Source organism: Leptogranulimonas caecicola (assembly GCF_023168405.1).
Lineage (GTDB): Bacteria > Actinomycetota > Coriobacteriia > Coriobacteriales > Atopobiaceae > Leptogranulimonas > Leptogranulimonas caecicola.
On the sequence record NZ_AP025285.1, the window covers coordinates 529640 to 545793 of the forward strand.

Annotated in this window: 12 protein-coding genes; all 12 read left to right on the forward strand. The window is 59.5% G+C overall.

The genetic code is table 11. From position 1 onward, the window contains the following. The 12 genes from nusG (at window position 1) to rpsJ (ending at window position 15803) form a co-directional block, all read left to right on the forward strand. Complete coding sequence (gene nusG / locus OR601_RS02320) at window positions 1-543, forward strand: transcription termination/antitermination protein NusG (protein WP_136012367.1); 543 nt, start codon at window positions 1-3, stop codon at window positions 541-543. Window positions 544-687: 144 nt separating this feature from the next. Continuing rightward, entirely contained in the window at window positions 688-1119 is a 432-nt protein-coding gene (rplK, locus tag OR601_RS02325; protein WP_265592074.1) for a 50S ribosomal protein L11, read from the forward strand. 117 nt (window positions 1120-1236) lie between these two features. Beyond that, window positions 1237-1941, forward strand: coding sequence for a 50S ribosomal protein L1 (gene rplA, locus OR601_RS02330; protein ID WP_265592075.1), 705 nt, complete (start codon window positions 1237-1239; stop codon window positions 1939-1941). 445 nt (window positions 1942-2386) lie between these two features. Beyond that, window positions 2387-2920 carry a 50S ribosomal protein L10 gene (gene rplJ, locus OR601_RS02335; protein ID WP_136012370.1) on the forward strand — a complete coding sequence of 178 codons (534 nt, stop codon included), beginning with the start codon at window positions 2387-2389 and terminating at the stop codon, window positions 2918-2920. Between the two features lie 129 nt (window positions 2921-3049). After that, window positions 3050-3430 (forward strand): 50S ribosomal protein L7/L12, encoded by a 381-nt coding sequence (rplL, locus tag OR601_RS02340; protein ID WP_136012371.1) that lies wholly within the window; start codon window positions 3050-3052, stop codon window positions 3428-3430. Between the two features lie 290 nt (window positions 3431-3720). After that, window positions 3721-7230: a DNA-directed RNA polymerase subunit beta gene (rpoB, locus tag OR601_RS02345; protein WP_369945898.1), complete on the forward strand. Its 3510-nt coding sequence runs from the start codon at window positions 3721-3723 to the stop codon at window positions 7228-7230. Window positions 7231-7234: 4 nt separating this feature from the next. Next, the gene (locus OR601_RS02350) at window positions 7235-11653 is read left to right on the forward strand and encodes a DNA-directed RNA polymerase subunit beta' (protein WP_265592077.1); all 4419 of its coding nucleotides are present in this window, start codon (window positions 7235-7237) and stop codon (window positions 11651-11653) included. A gap of 226 nt (window positions 11654-11879) precedes the next feature. Next, on the forward strand, window positions 11880-12095 hold the full coding sequence (locus OR601_RS02355) for a helix-turn-helix domain-containing protein (RefSeq protein WP_136012374.1): 216 nt from the start codon (window positions 11880-11882) through the stop codon (window positions 12093-12095). 345 nt (window positions 12096-12440) lie between these two features. Beyond that, on the forward strand, window positions 12441-12809 hold the full coding sequence (gene rpsL, locus OR601_RS02360) for a 30S ribosomal protein S12 (protein WP_136012375.1): 369 nt from the start codon (window positions 12441-12443) through the stop codon (window positions 12807-12809). 40 nt (window positions 12810-12849) lie between these two features. Continuing rightward, complete coding sequence (gene rpsG, locus OR601_RS02365; protein ID WP_136012376.1) at window positions 12850-13320, forward strand: 30S ribosomal protein S7; 471 nt, start codon at window positions 12850-12852, stop codon at window positions 13318-13320. A 30-nt stretch (window positions 13321-13350) separates the two neighbouring features. Continuing rightward, a complete protein-coding gene (gene fusA, locus OR601_RS02370; protein ID WP_136012377.1) occupies window positions 13351-15447 on the forward strand; it encodes an elongation factor G in 2097 nt (698 codons plus the stop codon). 41 nt (window positions 15448-15488) lie between these two features. Then, on the forward strand, window positions 15489-15803 hold the full coding sequence (gene rpsJ, locus OR601_RS02375) for a 30S ribosomal protein S10 (RefSeq protein ID WP_136012378.1): 315 nt from the start codon (window positions 15489-15491) through the stop codon (window positions 15801-15803). The last annotated feature ends 351 nt before the right edge of the window (window positions 15804-16154 follow it).

The following is a 16154-nucleotide window of genomic DNA, read 5'->3' on the forward strand; positions in this document are numbered from 1 at the left end:
ATGGCCAAGCATTGGTACGTCATCCACACCTACTCCGGTTACGAGAACAAGGTCAAGAACGACCTTGAACGTCGAATCGAGTCCTATGGCTTGGGCCGTCAAGTGACTGACATCCAGATCCCCGTAGAGGAGGTCACGGAGGTCAAGGAGGGCGGCAAGCGCGAGACCAAGGAGAACAAAGTGTTCCCGGGTTACGTGCTTGTGCGCATGGAGGCAGACGACAATTCCTGGTCTGTAGTGCGTAACACCCCGGGCGTGACCGGCTTCGTGGGCATTGACGGCAAGCCCGCGCCTCTTACTCGCGCCGAGTTCAAAAAGATGATGGGCCATGGCGCCAAGGAGGGCGAAGCAGCTCCTCGCCGTACCGTCACTGATTTTGAGCCCGGTCAAGCGGTCCATGTGGAATCTGGCCCCCTGGCAGATTTCGATGGTACGGTATCCGAGGTCAATCCGGAGACTGGCAAGCTCAAGGTCATGGTCATGATCTTTGGGCGCGAGACTCCGGTGGAAGTAGATGCCGACCAGGTGTCTATCATCCACTAACCATAGCTTTGCCTAAGGCGCGAGGATACCCTGGCGCCTTAGGCATGACTACAAGGCTTCTTTGATGCCCTTCGTTTTGGTGAGAAACGCTTCTGTGGGGCATCTTGGATAGAGCATTGCAACAACGTACGAAAGGCACTAACGATGGCCCCTAAGAAAAAGGTCGCTAAGTTCATCAAGCTTCAGATCCCCGCTGGCGCTGCCAACCCCGCTCCTCCGGTAGGCCCCGCCCTGGGTGCTGCCCAGGTCAACATCATGCAGTTCTGCCAGGCGTTCAATGCTGCCACCAAGGATCAGGCTGGCGACATTATCCCTGTGGAGATCTCTGTCTACGAAGACCGCACCTTCGACTTCGTGTGCAAGACCCCTCCCGCAGCCAAGCTCATCTTGAAGGAGCTGGGCATCAAGAGCGGTTCTTCCGTCCCTCAGCGCGACAAGGTCGGCCAGCTCACCGACGAGCAGCTCACCAAGATCGCTGAGATCAAGATGCCCGACCTCAATGCCAACGACATCGACCATGCCAAGCGTATCGTTGCCGGCACCGCCCGTTCCATGGGCGTCACCATCGTCGAGTAGCCTCATCAAGAGGAGCTCTTTGTCCTGTAGCGCACCTCAGGTGCGCGGCTCTGCAGACCGCAGAGCAACGATGTGGGAGGACGCCATTGCGCCCGTTGACCACAGGAAGGCATTCCTATGCCCAAGCACGGAAAGCAGTATCGCGACGCAGAGGCCAAGATCGAGAACCGCCTCTACACCCCCAAGTCTGCCATGCAGACTGTGAAGGACCTCTCCTTCGCCAAGTTCGATGAGACCGTCGAGGCCTCCATTCGCCTGGGTGTCGACACTCGTAAGGCTGATCAGAACGTTCGTGGCTCCATCTCCCTGCCCCATGGCACCGGCAAGTCTGTGCGCGTCGCCGTCTTCGCCGAGGGCGAGAAGGCCCGCGAGGCCGAGGAGGCCGGTGCCGATGTGGTGGGAGGCGACGATCTGGTAGCCGCCATCCAGGCTGGCAACATCGACTTTGATGCCGCTATCGCCACGCCTCCCATGATGGCCAAGGTCGGTCGCATTGGTAAGATCCTGGGTCCCCGTGGCCTCATGCCCAACCCCAAGCTGGGCACCGTCACCATGGATGTGGCCAAGATGGTGAGCGAGCTCAAGGCTGGTCGTGTGGAGTATCGTGCCGACCGCTACGGCATCGTGCATGTCCCCATGGGCCGCGTTTCCTTCTCCTGCGAGGACCTCACCGAGAACTACGCCGCCCTCATCACCGAGCTCATTCGCGTCAAGCCCTCTTCTGCTAAGGGCAAGTATGTCAAGAGCGTAGCCTTTTCCTCTACCATGGGCCCGGGCGTCAAGGTTGACCCCACCATGATCCGCAACCTCCTGGAGGATTAGGGATCCATCTGACGGCCACTTTGCCGTCCCGCCATCGCACGTGTAGCGCCCTGCTCACCACAGGGCGCTTTCTTTTTACCGAGAAACCCTCACCCAGGAGGCGGATACCGGTGGGTAGGAAAGGTTTCTCGGCAAGGTTGGAGCCTGTAAGCATCTGTGAGCTGAGGGTTCGTGGAAGCTCCGTGAACAAGCTAGTCACAGGAGGCTTGCGCTTGACAGGGAGTGAGAAACGTCCATACTAGCAACGTCATGCCATCGCATGTCCGCTGCCAGAGACAGCCGGCGCCGCCCTTGCGGCTTAATGGGATATCCCGCCTGCCGAGGTGGTTCTCGATACATCGCATTCGGGGCCCCGTCTGGTTTTCGGACGGGGCTTTCTTTGTGGAGCAGAGAGGTCCCGTGCTCGCACGGATATGCCCGATCCGCCCATAAAGGAGGTGTACCTATGCCGTCTAAGAAAAACGTGGAGATGCTTCAGGAGGTCAACAACTCCCTGGACTCCTCCAAGGGTCTGTTTGTCATCGATTATCGCGGCCTTACCGTAAAGGAAGCCCAGGAGCTTCGCCGCAAGCTTCATGAGGCCGACGCCGAGATGAAGGTGTACAAGAACAACATCGTCAAGATCGCTTTGGCTGAGCACGATATGCCCAATATCGACGAATATCTCGAGGGCACCACGGCTTGCGTGTTCTACGCCGTGGATCCCGTAGAGGCTGCCAAGGCCATCAAGACCACGTCTAAGGAGCTCAACAAGGTCGAGTTCCTGGGTGGTATCTCTGATGGACAGGCTATCAACGCCGACCAGGCGCTGGCCATCGCAGACCTTCCCTCTCGCGAGGAAATGCTGGCTCGTCTGGCTGCAGCTTGCGCTGCTCCGCTCACCGGTATCGCCCGTGTGTGCAACGGTCCTATGCAGGGTCTGGTTACCGCGCTCACGGCTGTCGCCGAGAACGCAGAGTCTGGTCAGCAGGCTGCCTAGCCTGTCTGCTCGATCAGGCGCCCGCACGCCAACCGCATGGTTGGCCCGCACTGTCTTTCAGGGGTCTAATCAGACCCATTCGTTGGGGGACATCATCTGTGTCCCGCTTACTTAAGAAGGAGATCAGCAATGGCTGTCACCAAAGATGAGATCATTGAGGCCATTAAGGCCATGCCCGCCCTGGAGCTCTCTGAGCTCGTGAAGGAGCTCGAGGAGACCTTCGGCGTCTCCGCCGCCGCTCCCGTCATGATGGGCGCTATGCCCGCCGCCGGTGGCGCCGCTGAGCCCGCCGAGGAGAAGACCGAGTTCGACGTCATCCTCGAGGGCTTCGGCGACAACAAGATCGCCGTCATCAAGGAGGTCCGTGGCCTCACCAAGCTCGGCCTCAAGGAGGCCAAGGAGCTCGTGGAGTCTGCTCCCAAGCCCATCCTCGAGGGTGTCAAGAAGGACGAGGCCGAGGCCGCCAAGGAGCAGCTCGAGAAGGTTGGCGCTGCCGTTACCGTCAAGTAACTGGTGCCTTATCTCTAGGCCTTAGCTTTTAGTTTTCATAAAGAGCTTGCGGGTCCTCTTCTTTTGGAGAAGGGGGCCCGCTTTTTTGGCATAAAAGGAGTGGATGATTTTCTCGGCGTCAATTCTGGCCGAGAAAAGCCATCCACATAATCTTCATATATTAAGATCACAAGACCCCAGGTCAGAGCCTAAAGTGCTGTAGTTTATCTGAATCTGTTCTGATGTCAATAGTTGCATTGACTCAGCTTTGTTTCTTGGCTAGATTACTAATTTGCGACAATTGCCGCTATATGCCGTTTCAAAGGAGGAAATGCCTGGTGCGTACCGCAAACTCTCCCGTCACCTCCACAGACGCTACGGGCCGCGTGAGCTTCAGCAAGATTAGCCCTGCGATGGAGCTGCCCAACCTCATCACCGTCCAAAAGGAATCTTTCGAGCGTTTCATGGGGGAGGGGCTCGCGAATGCCTTCGCAGAGAGCTCTCCTATCGAAAACAACGCTGGCACTATGGAGATTACCTTTGGCACCCACGAGTTTGGCGATCCGGCCCATACTTTGGCCGAGTGCCGCGCCAAAGACCTCACCTACCAGGCCCCTCTTTTGGTGGAGGTTCGCTTCACCAACAAGGAGACCGGTGAGATCAAGGAGCAGCTGGTGTTCATGGGCGACTTCCCGCTTATGACAGACCGCGGCACCTTCATCATCAATGGCACTGAGCGCGTGGTGGTATCCCAGCTCGTACGTTCCCCCGGTGTCTACTTCTCTAAAGAGCTCGACAACAATGTCGACGTCTACAAGGTGCAGTTCATTCCTGCACGTGGCGCTTGGCTCGAGTTTGAGATTGACAAGAAGGGCAAGCTCATCGTCTCCGTTGACCGCAAGCGTCGTCAGAGCGCCACCTTGATGCTTCGCGCTTTGGGCCTCGCTGAGACCGACGAGGAGATCACCGAGCTTCTGGGCGAGTCTGACGTGTTGGCTGACGCTCTGGCCTCTGATACTGCTAAGACCCGTGAAGAGGCGCTCATCGAACTCTACAAGCGTCAGCGCCCCGGCGAACCTGCCACAGTGGATGCTGCCCGTTCGCTTTTGGACAGCCTGTACTTCAATCCTCAGCGCTACGACCTGGCTCGCGTAGGTCGCTACAAGATCAACAAGAAGCTCGATCTTGATGTGGCTGAAGGCGTCAACGTGCTCACCCCAGAGGATATCGTGGCTGCCCTTCGTTACCTGCTGGCTCTGCGTGACGGCGATGCCACCAAGAAAGTGGACGACATCGACCACTTTGGCAATCGTCGCGTGCGTACCGTGGGCGAGCTGGTGCAAAACCAGTTCCGCATCGGTATGAGCCGTATGGAGCGCGTGGTGCGCGAGCGCATGGCATCCCAGGATCCCGATGACATCACGCCTCAGTCTCTCATCAACATTCGCCCCATTGTGGCAGCTATCAAAGAGTTCTTTGGCTCTTCTCAGCTGTCGCAGTTCATGGATCAGGCCAACCCCCTTTCTGGCCTTACTCACAAGCGTCGTCTCTCTGCCTTGGGACCTGGTGGTCTGGCGGGCCATAAGTCTGGCTCCAGCCGCCGCACCAACGTGCCTACCGCAGTGCGCGACGTCCACAACTCCCACTATGCACGCATGTGCCCCATCGAGACGCCCGAAGGCCCCAACATCGGTCTTATCGGCACGTTGGCGCTCTTTGCCCACGTGAACGAGTACGGCTTCATCGAGACGCCCTACCGTCGCGTGGTGGACGGCTGCGCCACCGACATCATCGACTGGATGACGGCAGACGAGGAAGAGGATCACATCATTGCCCCTGCCGATACTCCCATCGACAACAAGACCGGCCGCTTCGTGGAGTTGGATCCCTCGGGCAAGCTGGTAGAAGCCGAGCGTGTCGTAGCCCGTACCCGCGACTATGACGGCTCCTTTGGCGCCCCTGCCGAGACTCCCGTGACAGACATCGACTACATGGACGTGTCGCCTCGCCAGATGCTCTCTGTAGCTGCCACCCTCATTCCCTTCCTGGAGCATGACGATGCAAAGCGTACCCTCATGGGCGCCAACATGCAGCGTCAGGCAGTGCCCCTCATCCGTCCTGTGGCCCCGCTGGTGGGTACCGGCATGGAGTACCGCGCCGCTCTGGACTCCGGCGAGTTGATCTGCTCGGCACACGACGGCACCGTAGTAGAGGTAGACGCCGCTCACATCGTGGTCGATGCCGGCGACGAGGGCCTTGAGCGCTACGACCTGCCCAAGTACGAGCGTTCCAACCAGTCCACCTGCATCAACCATCGTCCTATCGTCGAGGTGGGCGAGCACGTGGTAGCAGGGCAGCCCCTGGCTGACTCCACTTCTGTGGACCACTCCGAGCTGGCGCTGGGCGCTAACCTCACGGTGGCCTATATGCCGTGGGAGGGCTTCAACTACGAGGACGGCATCGTCATCTCTGAGCGCGTGGTGCAAGAGGACCTGCTAACCTCCATCAACATCTCCCGTCATGAGATCGACGCCCGCGACACCAAGCTGGGCTCTGAGGAAATCACCCGCGAGATCCCTAACCTCTCCCAGGATATGCTGGCCAATCTGGACGCAGACGGCATCATCCGTATCGGCGCCGAGGTAGGCCCGGGCGACATCTTGGTGGGCAAAGTGACGCCTAAGGGTCAGACTACCCCCACGGTGGAGGAGCGCCTGCTGCACGCCATCTTTGGCGCTAAGGCCCATGACGTGCGCGACACCTCCCTCAAGATGCCTCACGGCGCCTATGGTCGAGTGGTAGACGTGGTGCGCTTCGCACGCGAGAACGGCGACGAGCTGCCTCCCGGAGTCAACGAGATGGTGCGCGTCTTTGTGGCCCAGCGCCGCAAGATCCAGCAGGGTGACAAGATCGCCGGCCGTCACGGCAACAAGGGCGTGGTCTGCAAGGTGCTGCCTGTGGAAGACATGCCCTACATGGCCGACGGCACCCCCGTAGACGTCCTTCTGGACCCCCTGGGCGTACCTTCCCGTATGAACGTGGGCCAGCTGCTCGAGTGCCACATCGGTTGGTGCGCCGCCAATGGCTGGGATACCGAGAACGCCAACTCTGAGACCTATGTGCCCGGTCCCATGCCGGTCTCTACGCCCGTCTTCGACGGCGCCACTGGCGACGAGGTGGCTGAGTGCATCCGTCGTACCAACACCAATCTCATCAACCGCGCTAAGGAGGAGTACGGCGACGCCATGATGGAGTCCTTCGTGCCTCAGCTCAACTCCTTTGGCAAGACCACCCTTTATGACGGCCGCACCGGCGAGCCGTTCAACGACAAGATCACCGTGGGCACCAGCTACATCCTCAAGCTGGGCCACATGGTCGACGACAAGATCCACGCCCGCTCCACTGGTCCTTACAGCCTCATCACCCAGCAGCCCCTGGGTGGCAAGGCGCAGTTTGGCGGCCAGCGCTTCGGCGAGATGGAGGTCTGGGCCCTCTATGCCTATGGTGCGGCCAACGTCCTCCAGGAGATCCTCACCATCAAGTCCGACGACACCAACGGTCGCGTGAAGGCCTACGAGGCCATCGTCAAGGGCGAGAACGTGCCCGACGCCTCTATCCCCGAGGCCTTCAAGGTGCTGGTGAAAGAGATCCGTTCGCTCGCCCTGGATATCGAGCCTATTGTCTACAAGACCGAGGAGGCGCCTTCCCAGGTGCCCGCTCAGGTCACCGAGGATGCCGTAGACGTGTTTGCTGGTGCAGACGACCTTATTGGCGCCCCCACCGTAGACCTCGTTGCCGACATCGATTCCGAGAAGGAGTAGCCTCGTGGCAGATTTCGATACCACAGATTTTGACGCGATTAAGATCTCTTTGGCGTCTGCCGATCAGATCCGCTCCTGGTCTCATGGCGAGGTCAAAAAGCCCGAGACCATCAACTACCGCTCCTTGAAGCCTGAGCGCGACGGTCTTTTCTGCGAGAAGATCTTCGGTCCCTCCAAGGACTGGGAGTGCGCCTGCGGCAAGTACAAGGGCATCCGCTTCAAGGGCATCGTGTGCGACCGCTGCGGCGTGGAGGTCACCAGCTCCAAAGTCCGTCGCGAGCGCATGGGCCACATCGAGCTGGCCGCTCCTGTAAGCCACATTTGGTACTTCAAGAGCCCTACCAGCTTCCCGTTGGCCCGCATTCTGGACATGAAGTCCAAGGATCTGGAGAAGATCCTCTACTTCGCCAGCTATGTGATCACCCGCGTTGACAAAGAAGCCCGCGAGGCTGACGTCACCGAGCTTGAGGCCGATTGCGCTGCAGATATCGAGGAACTCAAGACTGAGCGCGACGAGCAGATCACCGCGCTCGAGGAGCAGGTGGCCGAGGATCGCGCCGAGGGCCTAGAGGCCATGAGCGACGAGGACCTTCGTCTGGAAAAGGCTGATATCGAGGCCGAGTACCAAGAGGAGATCGAGCTTCGCCAGGAGGCCCACAACAAGTTCATGGAGATCGAGAAAGGCGACCTCATCGCCGATGAGGCTCTCTTCCGCGAGATGAAGCGCTACTACTCCATCTATTTCGATGGCGGTATGGGCGCCGAAGCCGTGCGCGATCTTTTGGCAGACATTGACCTGGAGAAGACGGCCGAAGAGCTGCGTCTCATCCTTCAGGACGAGAAGGGTCAAAAGCAGCGTCGCGAGAAGGCCGTAAAGCGTCTGGAGATCATCGAGGCCTTCATGGAGGGCGGCAACGACCCCACCAACATGATCCTGGACGTCATTCCTGTGATTCCGCCCGATCTGCGCTCCATGGTGCAGTTGGACGGCGGCCGCTTCGCCTCCTCTGACTTGAACGACCTCTATCGCCGTGTGATCAACCGCAATAACCGTCTCAAGCGCCTGCTGGACCTGGATGCTCCCGCCATCATCGTGAACAACGAGAAGCGCATGCTCCAGGAGGCAGTGGACGCCCTCTTTGACAACGGCCGCCGTGGCCGTCCTGTCACTGGTCGCGGTGGCCGCCCTCTCAAGAGTCTCGCCGAGACCCTCAAAGGCAAGCAGGGCCGCTTCCGCCAAAACCTGTTGGGCAAGCGCGTGGACTATTCTGGCCGTTCGGTCATCGTGGTCGACCCGCAACTCAAGCTGCACCAGTGCGGCTTGCCCAAGACCATGGCTCTGGAGCTGTTCAAGCCCTTCGTCATGCGCCGCTTGGTAGAGCTGGGCAAGGTGGAGAACATCAAGGGCGCCAAACGCGCTATCGACCGCATGGAGCCCGGTGTCTGGGACGTGCTGGAAGAGGTCATCGCAGACCGTCTGGTGCTCCTCAACCGCGCTCCTACGCTGCACCGTCTCTCCATCCAGGCCTTTGAGCCTGTCCTTACCGAGGGCAAGGCCATCCACCTGCACCCGCTGGTCTGCAAGCCCTTCAACGCAGACTTCGACGGCGACCAGATGTCTGTGCATGTGCCTCTGTCCACGCAGGCTCAAACAGAGGCCCGCGTGCTCATGCTGTCCTCCAACAACCTTCGCACTCCCGCCTCGGGCAAGGTGCTCACCGTGCCTTCTCAGGACATGGTGTTTGGCGTCTACTACCTCACCAGCGAGAGCAGCCAGGAGCAGGCAGAGCCTCGCGTCTTCGCAGACTTCGAGGACGTCATCCATGCCTATGACGCTCGCGCAGACCTCGACATTCAGGCCAAGATCTCCGTGCGTGTGGGCCCTGAGGACGCCAATGTGCAGACGGAGGATGACCGTCTCTTCTTCCGTGTCATGACCTCCAAGAACGAGCACGTTGACTACGACGTCACCGAAGGCGCCGTGCGTGTGGAGACCACCGCAGGTCGCGTGATCTTCAACCGTCAGTGCCTGCCGCCCGACTATCCCTTCATCAACTACAAGATGACCTCCTCCGACATGGGTCGTCTGGTAAACGACTGCTGCGACCGCTATGCGTTGGCAGACGTCGAGCCCATCTTGGACGCCATCAAGTACGCCGGCTTCCACTACGCCACTCGCGCCGGCCTTACCATCTCCGTCTGGGATGCCGTCATCCCTGAGGAGAAGGAGAAGATGCTGGCCGATACCCAGGAGCAGGTCGATACCATCAACGAGAACTACGAGATGGGCTTCCTGTCTGAGGCCGAGCGCCACACCGAGGTTGTCGATGCCTGGACCAAGTGCACCGACGAGCTGGGTTCCGTCATGCTCAAGGGCTTCTCGGAAGACAACCCCATCTACATGCTGGCCGATTCCGGCGCCCGTGGTTCCAAGACTCAGCTGCGTCAGCTGGCCGGTATGCGTGGCCTCATGGCAGACATGTCCGGTGACACCATCGACCTGCCCATCAAGGCCAACTTCCGCGAGGGGCTGCGTCCTCTGGAGTACTTCATCTCCACCTATGGCGCCCGTAAGGGTCTGGTGGACACCTCTTCGCACACCTCTGACTCCGGTTACCTCACCCGCCGTTTGGTAGACGTGGCCCAGGACGTCATTGTGCGCGAGGCTGACTGCGGCACCACCGAGGGTGTGTCCTATCGCCTGGTGCTTCCTGGCACCGACGACCTAAATGTCGATCTGGTAGGCCGCTGCCTGCTGGAGGATGTGGTCGATCCTGCTACCGGCGAGATTCTTATGGAAAAGGATGCTTACATCGAGAGCGTCGATGACATCAAGCGCCTGGCGGACGCGGGCCTTGAGAAGGTCAAGTTCCGTGCACTGCTCACCTGTCGTTCCAAGTACGGCGTCTGCCAGAAGTGCTATGGCTGGGACCTTTCCACCCGCCGTCCTGTCAATATCGGCACCGCAGTGGGCATCATTGCCGCTCAGTCCATCGGCGAGCCCGGCACGCAGCTCACCATGCGTACCATTCACTCCGGTGGCGTGGCCGGCGCCGAGGACATCACCCAGGGCCTGCCTACCGTTGGCCGTATGTTCGACGTGGTAGGCAACGTCAACGAGAAAATCCTGGGCCGCGAGGCAGATCTGGCTCCCTACTCGGGCGAGCTGCATATCGTGCCTGAGCAAAACACCTACAAGCTCTCCATCGTGGACGAGCAGGATCCCAGCCGCGAGCTTTGGGCCAAAGACGTGCCCGCTTCCGTGCGCTTCATGCCTGGCATCGAAGACGGCTGCATCGTGCGCGCCGGCGACCAGCTCACCCATGGCTTCGTGAACTTCCGCAACCTGCGCAAGCTCACCGACATCGAGTCCACCATGCACACCTTCGTGGAGTCGGTGAAGTCGGTCTACACCTCTCAGGGCGTCGACCTCAACGACAAGCACATCGAGGTCATCGCTCGCCAGATGCTGCGCCGCGTACAGATCACCAACCCCGGTGACTCCAAGTACCTGCTTGGCCAGTATGTGGACCGCTACGAGTTCGCCGACAAGGTCAACGAGATCGCCATGGCCGGGGGCACGCCTCCTACCGCTGAGCCTGCCATCCTGGGCACCCTCAAGGTGGCCAGCTCCATCGACTCCTGGCTCTCCAGCGCTTCCTTCATCCGTACCGCCGGCGTTCTTACTGAGGCCGCTATCAAGGGCGAAGTGGACAACCTCATGGACCTCAAGTCCAACGTCATCGTGGGCAAGCAGATTCCTGCCGGTACCGGCCTCAAGGCCTACCACGATGTGGAGCTCACCTACCACGGCCAGCCCATCGAGACCTCCACGTCTCCCATTTCCAAGGCGCTGCCCGAGTGGGCCCCCGACGAGCTCAAGGCGCTGGAGTCCGAGCTGCCTCAGCAGCTTGAATGGACTGGCGACGAGTACATTCCCGGCACCTACTCCAAGAACGGCCACAAGCTGTCCTCCGAGGAGAGCAAGCTCCATCTCTTCGACGATCTTGGGGTGTCCCAGCGGTGGACCAACAAGTTCAGCGAGGTAGGCATCGAGACCGTGGGCGATCTTATCGGCAAGACCGAGGATGATCTGCTCCACATCGACGGCATCGGAGCCAAGGCCATCGAGGAGCTGCGCGACGGTCTGGAGGCTCGCAACCTGCTCTACATCCTGGAGCCCGACGAAGAGGACCAGGCCGACGAGGACGATCTGTCCCAGCTGCTCAACATGGTGTTTGCTCCCGACGACAACATCATGATCGGTACCCGCGCCCCCTCCACGCACCAGGGTTATGAGGAGGAGCTTATCGGTGGCACTGCGACCGATAACATCAATCCTCAAGCGATCAACGAGGATATCGACTCGCTGGACGACATTTTGGCCCAGGTGACCCATCAAGAGGAAATGCTGGGCGAATAAGACTCAGTAAGTCTCAAGACACATAAAAAAGGGAGTCAGGTTCGCGTAGAAACTGACTCCCTTTTGTGTGAAATGGGATTCTATCCGCTCTATTTTGCATTGGCTTGCAATATAAGGTTTCACACGGGTAACCATTCATCAGCAACGTTCGATTACCTGAACTAACTTGCGAAACTGGGGGATAAGCCCCTGGCGTGCAAGCGTCAAAAAGTAACGGGGTGGGATTATGCAAACCGGAGCTCAGCGCAACTCGTACACTTACGAGACTAAGCTCAAGGCCGTCGAGGATCATCTGGATCGCGGTATGACGGCAAGCGACGCCATGCAGAGCCACGGTGTGGCTTCCAAGAGCGCATTCTTCCGTTGGTGTGCCTCTTATCGTGACGGCGGTGCCGCGGCACTGCGCCCCAAGAAGCGCGGCCGTCCTCGCAAGAACGCTTAATTGTGCGCTATGGGATGAGCGGCGCCTTGTGATGCGCTTCTAAACGTCGTAATTGCCGAGAAACACTCGCATAGGTGCTCGTGAGTTCCTGTTGAAAAGAATGCCTCCCTTTGAAAGGAGGCTTTCTTTTTATGTGTGGATACCGTGTAAGGGTAGGGGGAGGGCTTTTCAGGAAGGGCTTCCGTGGAGGCCCAGTGAAATGGGATACGCCCGGGCCGGTGTGCAATTGACATCGAATAAAACCAGTCATAGTATTCTCACTTGCGCCGATCCAGGCGATGTTGTGCTGCGTCGCCTCTTACATACGGTCGATGTGAGTGTCAAAAGGTACGAAGGAGAAAAAACTTGCCTACCATCAACCAGCTGGTCCGTCAGGGCCGCAAGAGCACCAAGGCTAAGTCCCAAAAGCCCGCACTTCAGGGCAATCCCCAGAAGCGTGGCGTATGCACCCGTGTGTTCACCACCACCCCTAAGAAGCCTAACTCCGCACTCCGTAAGGTCGCCCGTGTGCGCCTGGTAAACGGCATCGAGGTTACGGCCTATATCCCTGGTGAGGGCCACAACCTCCAGGAGCACTCCATCGTGCTCGTGCGCGGCGGCCGTGTACGCGACCTGCCTGGTGTGCGTTACAAGATCATTCGTGGCGCTTACGACTGCGCAGCCGTGCAGAACCGCAAGCAGTCCCGTTCTCGCTACGGCGCCAAGCGCTCCTAGCACCCGCTCCCGTCACTAAAGCACATTTAAGGAGATTTATATGCCGCGTCGTGCAGCTGCAACCCGTCGCGAAATCGCGCCCGATGCCGTCTACAACAACCGTTTAGTCACTCAGCTCATCAACAAGGTTCTCCTCGACGGCAAGAAGTCCGTCGCTGAGCGCATTGTCTACAGCGCCTTCGATCAGGTCGCCGAGAAGACCGGCCAGGATCCTCTGACCGTCTTCAAGAAGGCCATGGACAACGTGCGCCCCACCCTCGAGGTCAAGCCAAAGCGTGTGGGTGGCGCCACCTACCAGGTACCCATGGAGGTAAACTCCCGTCGTTCCACTACGCTTGCCATCCGCTGGATCGTGGGCTTTTCTCGGTCCCGCAAGGAGAAGACCATGGCCGACCGTCTCGCGAACGAGATCATCGACGCCTCCAACGGCGTTGGCGCCTCGGTGAAGAAGCGCGAGGACGTCTTCAAGATGGCCGAGGCCAACCGTGCTTTCTCGCACTACCGCTGGTAACCCACACAGCCTAGAGGAGAGCTAATACCTATGGCCAAAAGTAAGTACACGCTAGAAAACATGCGCAACATCGGCATCATGGCCCACATCGATGCTGGTAAGACCACCACTACCGAGCGCATTCTTTATTACACCGGCAAGACCCACAAGATCGGCGAGGTCCATGACGGTGCTGCCACCATGGACTGGATGGTTCAGGAGCAGGAGCGTGGCGTAACCATTACCTCCGCCGCCACCACCTGCTTCTGGAAGGATCATGTCATCCAGATCATCGACACCCCTGGCCACGTGGACTTCACCTCTGAGGTCGAGCGTTCCCTGCGCGTGCTCGATGGTGCGGTGGCCGTCTTTGACGCCGTGGCCGGCGTGCAGCCCCAGTCTGAGACCGTGTGGCGCCAGGCTTCTACCTACAACGTCCCCCGTATCGCCTTCATCAACAAGTACGACCGCGTGGGTGCCGACTTCTTCAATGCCATCGAGACCATGAAGGATCGTCTCTCTGCTCCTGCGGTGGCCGCTCAGGTCCCCATGGGTGCCGAGAACAACTTCTGGGGCATCATCGACTTGGTCACCATGACCGCCTGGGACTTCAAAGAGGACGCCAAGGGCATGATCTATCCCGAGCCCCTGGATTCCATCCCCGACGAGTTCGCTGAGCTGGCCGAGGAGAAGCGCGGCGAGCTGGTAGACGCTGCCGCCGACTACTCCGACGAGCTCATGGAGTTGGTCCTGGAGGACGAGGAGATCCCCGTAGACGTCCTCAAGGCCGCTATCCGCGCTGCCGTTCTTGCCAATGGCATGAACCCCGTATTCGTGGGCTCCGCCTACAAGAACAAGGGCATTCAGGAGCTCTTGGACGCCGTCATCGACTATCTGCCCAGCCCCCTGGACATTCCTCCCGTGGAAGGCGTCAACCCCAAGACCGGCGAGACCGAGATCCGCAAGCCTTCCAATGACGAGCCCTTCTCGGCTTTGGCCTTCAAGATCATGACCGACCCCTACGTGGGCAAGCTCACCTATGTGCGCGTCTACTCGGGCGTCGCCGAGTCCGGTAGCTATGTCTACAACTCCGTGAAGGAAGATCGCGAGCGCTTTGGCCGCATCCTCGAGATGAACGCCAACGACCGCGTGGACCGCGAGTCTTGCTCTACCGCAGACATCGTCGCCGTGGTGGGTCTCAAGAACACCACCACCGGTGAGACCCTTTGCGACCAGCATCATCCCATCATCCTGGAGTCCATCGAGTTCGCCGATCCCGTCATCGACGTGGCCGTGGAGCCCAAAGACAAGGCTAACCAGGAGAAGATGAGCGTGGGTCTGGCCAAGCTGGCCGAGGAAGACCCCACCTTCAAGGTGCACACCGATCCCGAGACCGGCCAGACCATCATCGCCGGCATGGGCGAGCTGCACCTGGAGATCATCGTCGACCGCCTGCGTCGCGAGTTCAAGGTGGAGTGCAACGTAGGCAAGCCTCAGGTGGCCTACCGCGAGACCGCTGGCCAGCCCGTCAAGCATGCCGAGGGCAAGTTCGTTCGTCAGTCCGGTGGCCGTGGTCAGTATGGTCACGCCATCATCGACCTGGAGCCCCAGGAGCCCGGCGCCGGCTACGAGTTTGTCAACGCCATCGTGGGCGGTGTGGTGCCCAAGGAGTACATCCCCTCCATCGACAAAGGCATCCAGGAGGCCCTGGAGTCTGGCGTGGTCGCCGGCTACCCCGTCGTAGACGTCAAGGTGACCCTTACCGACGGCTCCTACCACGAGGTCGACTCCTCCGAGGCTGCCTTTAAGATCGCCGGTTCCATGGCCATCAAGGATGCCCTGCGCAAGTCCAAGCCCGTGCTGCTGGAGCCCATCGAGGCCGTCGAGGTCGAGACTCCCGAGGAGTACATGGGTGACGTCATGGGCAACCTGTCCTCCCGCCGCGGCAAGATCGAGGGCATGGAGGACCGTCGTAACACCAAGGTCATCAAGGCCAAGGTGCCCCTGGGCGAGATGTTTGGCTACGCTACCGACCTCCGCTCGCAAACGCAGGGTCGCGCTAGCTATACCATGCAGTTCGCCGAGTACGAGCCGGTGCCCAAGGGCGTCGCCGACGAAATCATTAGCAAAGCCGGCGGCAACGCCTAAAGATAACCGCGGGCATTACCGCTCACCAATGGAGGTACCAAGTGTCTAGCCAAAAGATCAGGATCCGTCTGAAGGGATTCGACCACGAGCTGGTGGATCAGTCCTCTAAGCAGATCGTCGAAACCGCTCAGAAGACCGGCGCTCGCGTGTCCGGCCCCATTCCCCTGCCCACCGAGCGCAACGTCTACTGCGTCATCCGCTCGCCCCACAAGGACAAGGACTCCCGCGAGGAGTTCGAGATGCGCACTCACAAGCGCCTCATCGACATCCTCGATCCCCCCTCCGAGACCGTCGACTCCCTCATGCGTCTCGACCTTCCTGCTGGCGTGGAGATCGACATCAAGCTCGACGCCTAAGGCCTGCGCATCCCAGATAAGCTCGTAATTCACTGGTTACTGCACAGTTAGCGCTCCCTTCCAAAGCCAGGAGGGGAGCGCTTTTCTTGCCCAAAGAGGCCGCTGTGAGCAAGGAGAGCTTTTCTCAGCAGCTCTTTTCAATGCCGAGAAACACTCCCACCTCTCATAGAAGTGATATGCAGGGTTTTTGGGCTTCAAAAAAAGATTTGGGAGAAGTCGTGGATACGGCTTCTAGGCCCTATACTGGTCAAGCTGTCAATTTGGGTCTTTCTGTGCTGCGACTATACCACGGCACCGGGCGTATCCCTATTGGCATATTCCCACAGGATGTGGTCCGCTGGGGACAGGCAC

What these genes read in the sequence shown, in the direction of transcription:
- rplA (WP_265592075.1), top strand. Translation starts at nt 1,237, where the DNA reads ATGCCCAAGCACGGAAAGCAGTATCGCGACGCAGAGGCCAAGATCGAG.
- rplJ (WP_136012370.1), top strand. Translation starts at nt 2,387, where the DNA reads ATGCCGTCTAAGAAAAACGTGGAGATGCTTCAGGAGGTCAACAACTCC.
- rpsG (WP_136012376.1), top strand. Translation starts at nt 12,850, where the DNA reads ATGCCGCGTCGTGCAGCTGCAACCCGTCGCGAAATCGCGCCCGATGCC.
- rplK (WP_265592074.1), top strand. Translation starts at nt 688, where the DNA reads ATGGCCCCTAAGAAAAAGGTCGCTAAGTTCATCAAGCTTCAGATCCCC.
- OR601_RS02355 (WP_136012374.1), top strand. Translation starts at nt 11,880, where the DNA reads ATGCAAACCGGAGCTCAGCGCAACTCGTACACTTACGAGACTAAGCTC.
- nusG (WP_136012367.1), top strand. Translation starts at nt 1, where the DNA reads ATGGCCAAGCATTGGTACGTCATCCACACCTACTCCGGTTACGAGAAC.
- fusA (WP_136012377.1), top strand. Translation starts at nt 13,351, where the DNA reads ATGGCCAAAAGTAAGTACACGCTAGAAAACATGCGCAACATCGGCATC.
- rpoB (WP_369945898.1), top strand. Translation starts at nt 3,721, where the DNA reads ATGCCGTTTCAAAGGAGGAAATGCCTGGTGCGTACCGCAAACTCTCCC.
- rplL (WP_136012371.1), top strand. Translation starts at nt 3,050, where the DNA reads ATGGCTGTCACCAAAGATGAGATCATTGAGGCCATTAAGGCCATGCCC.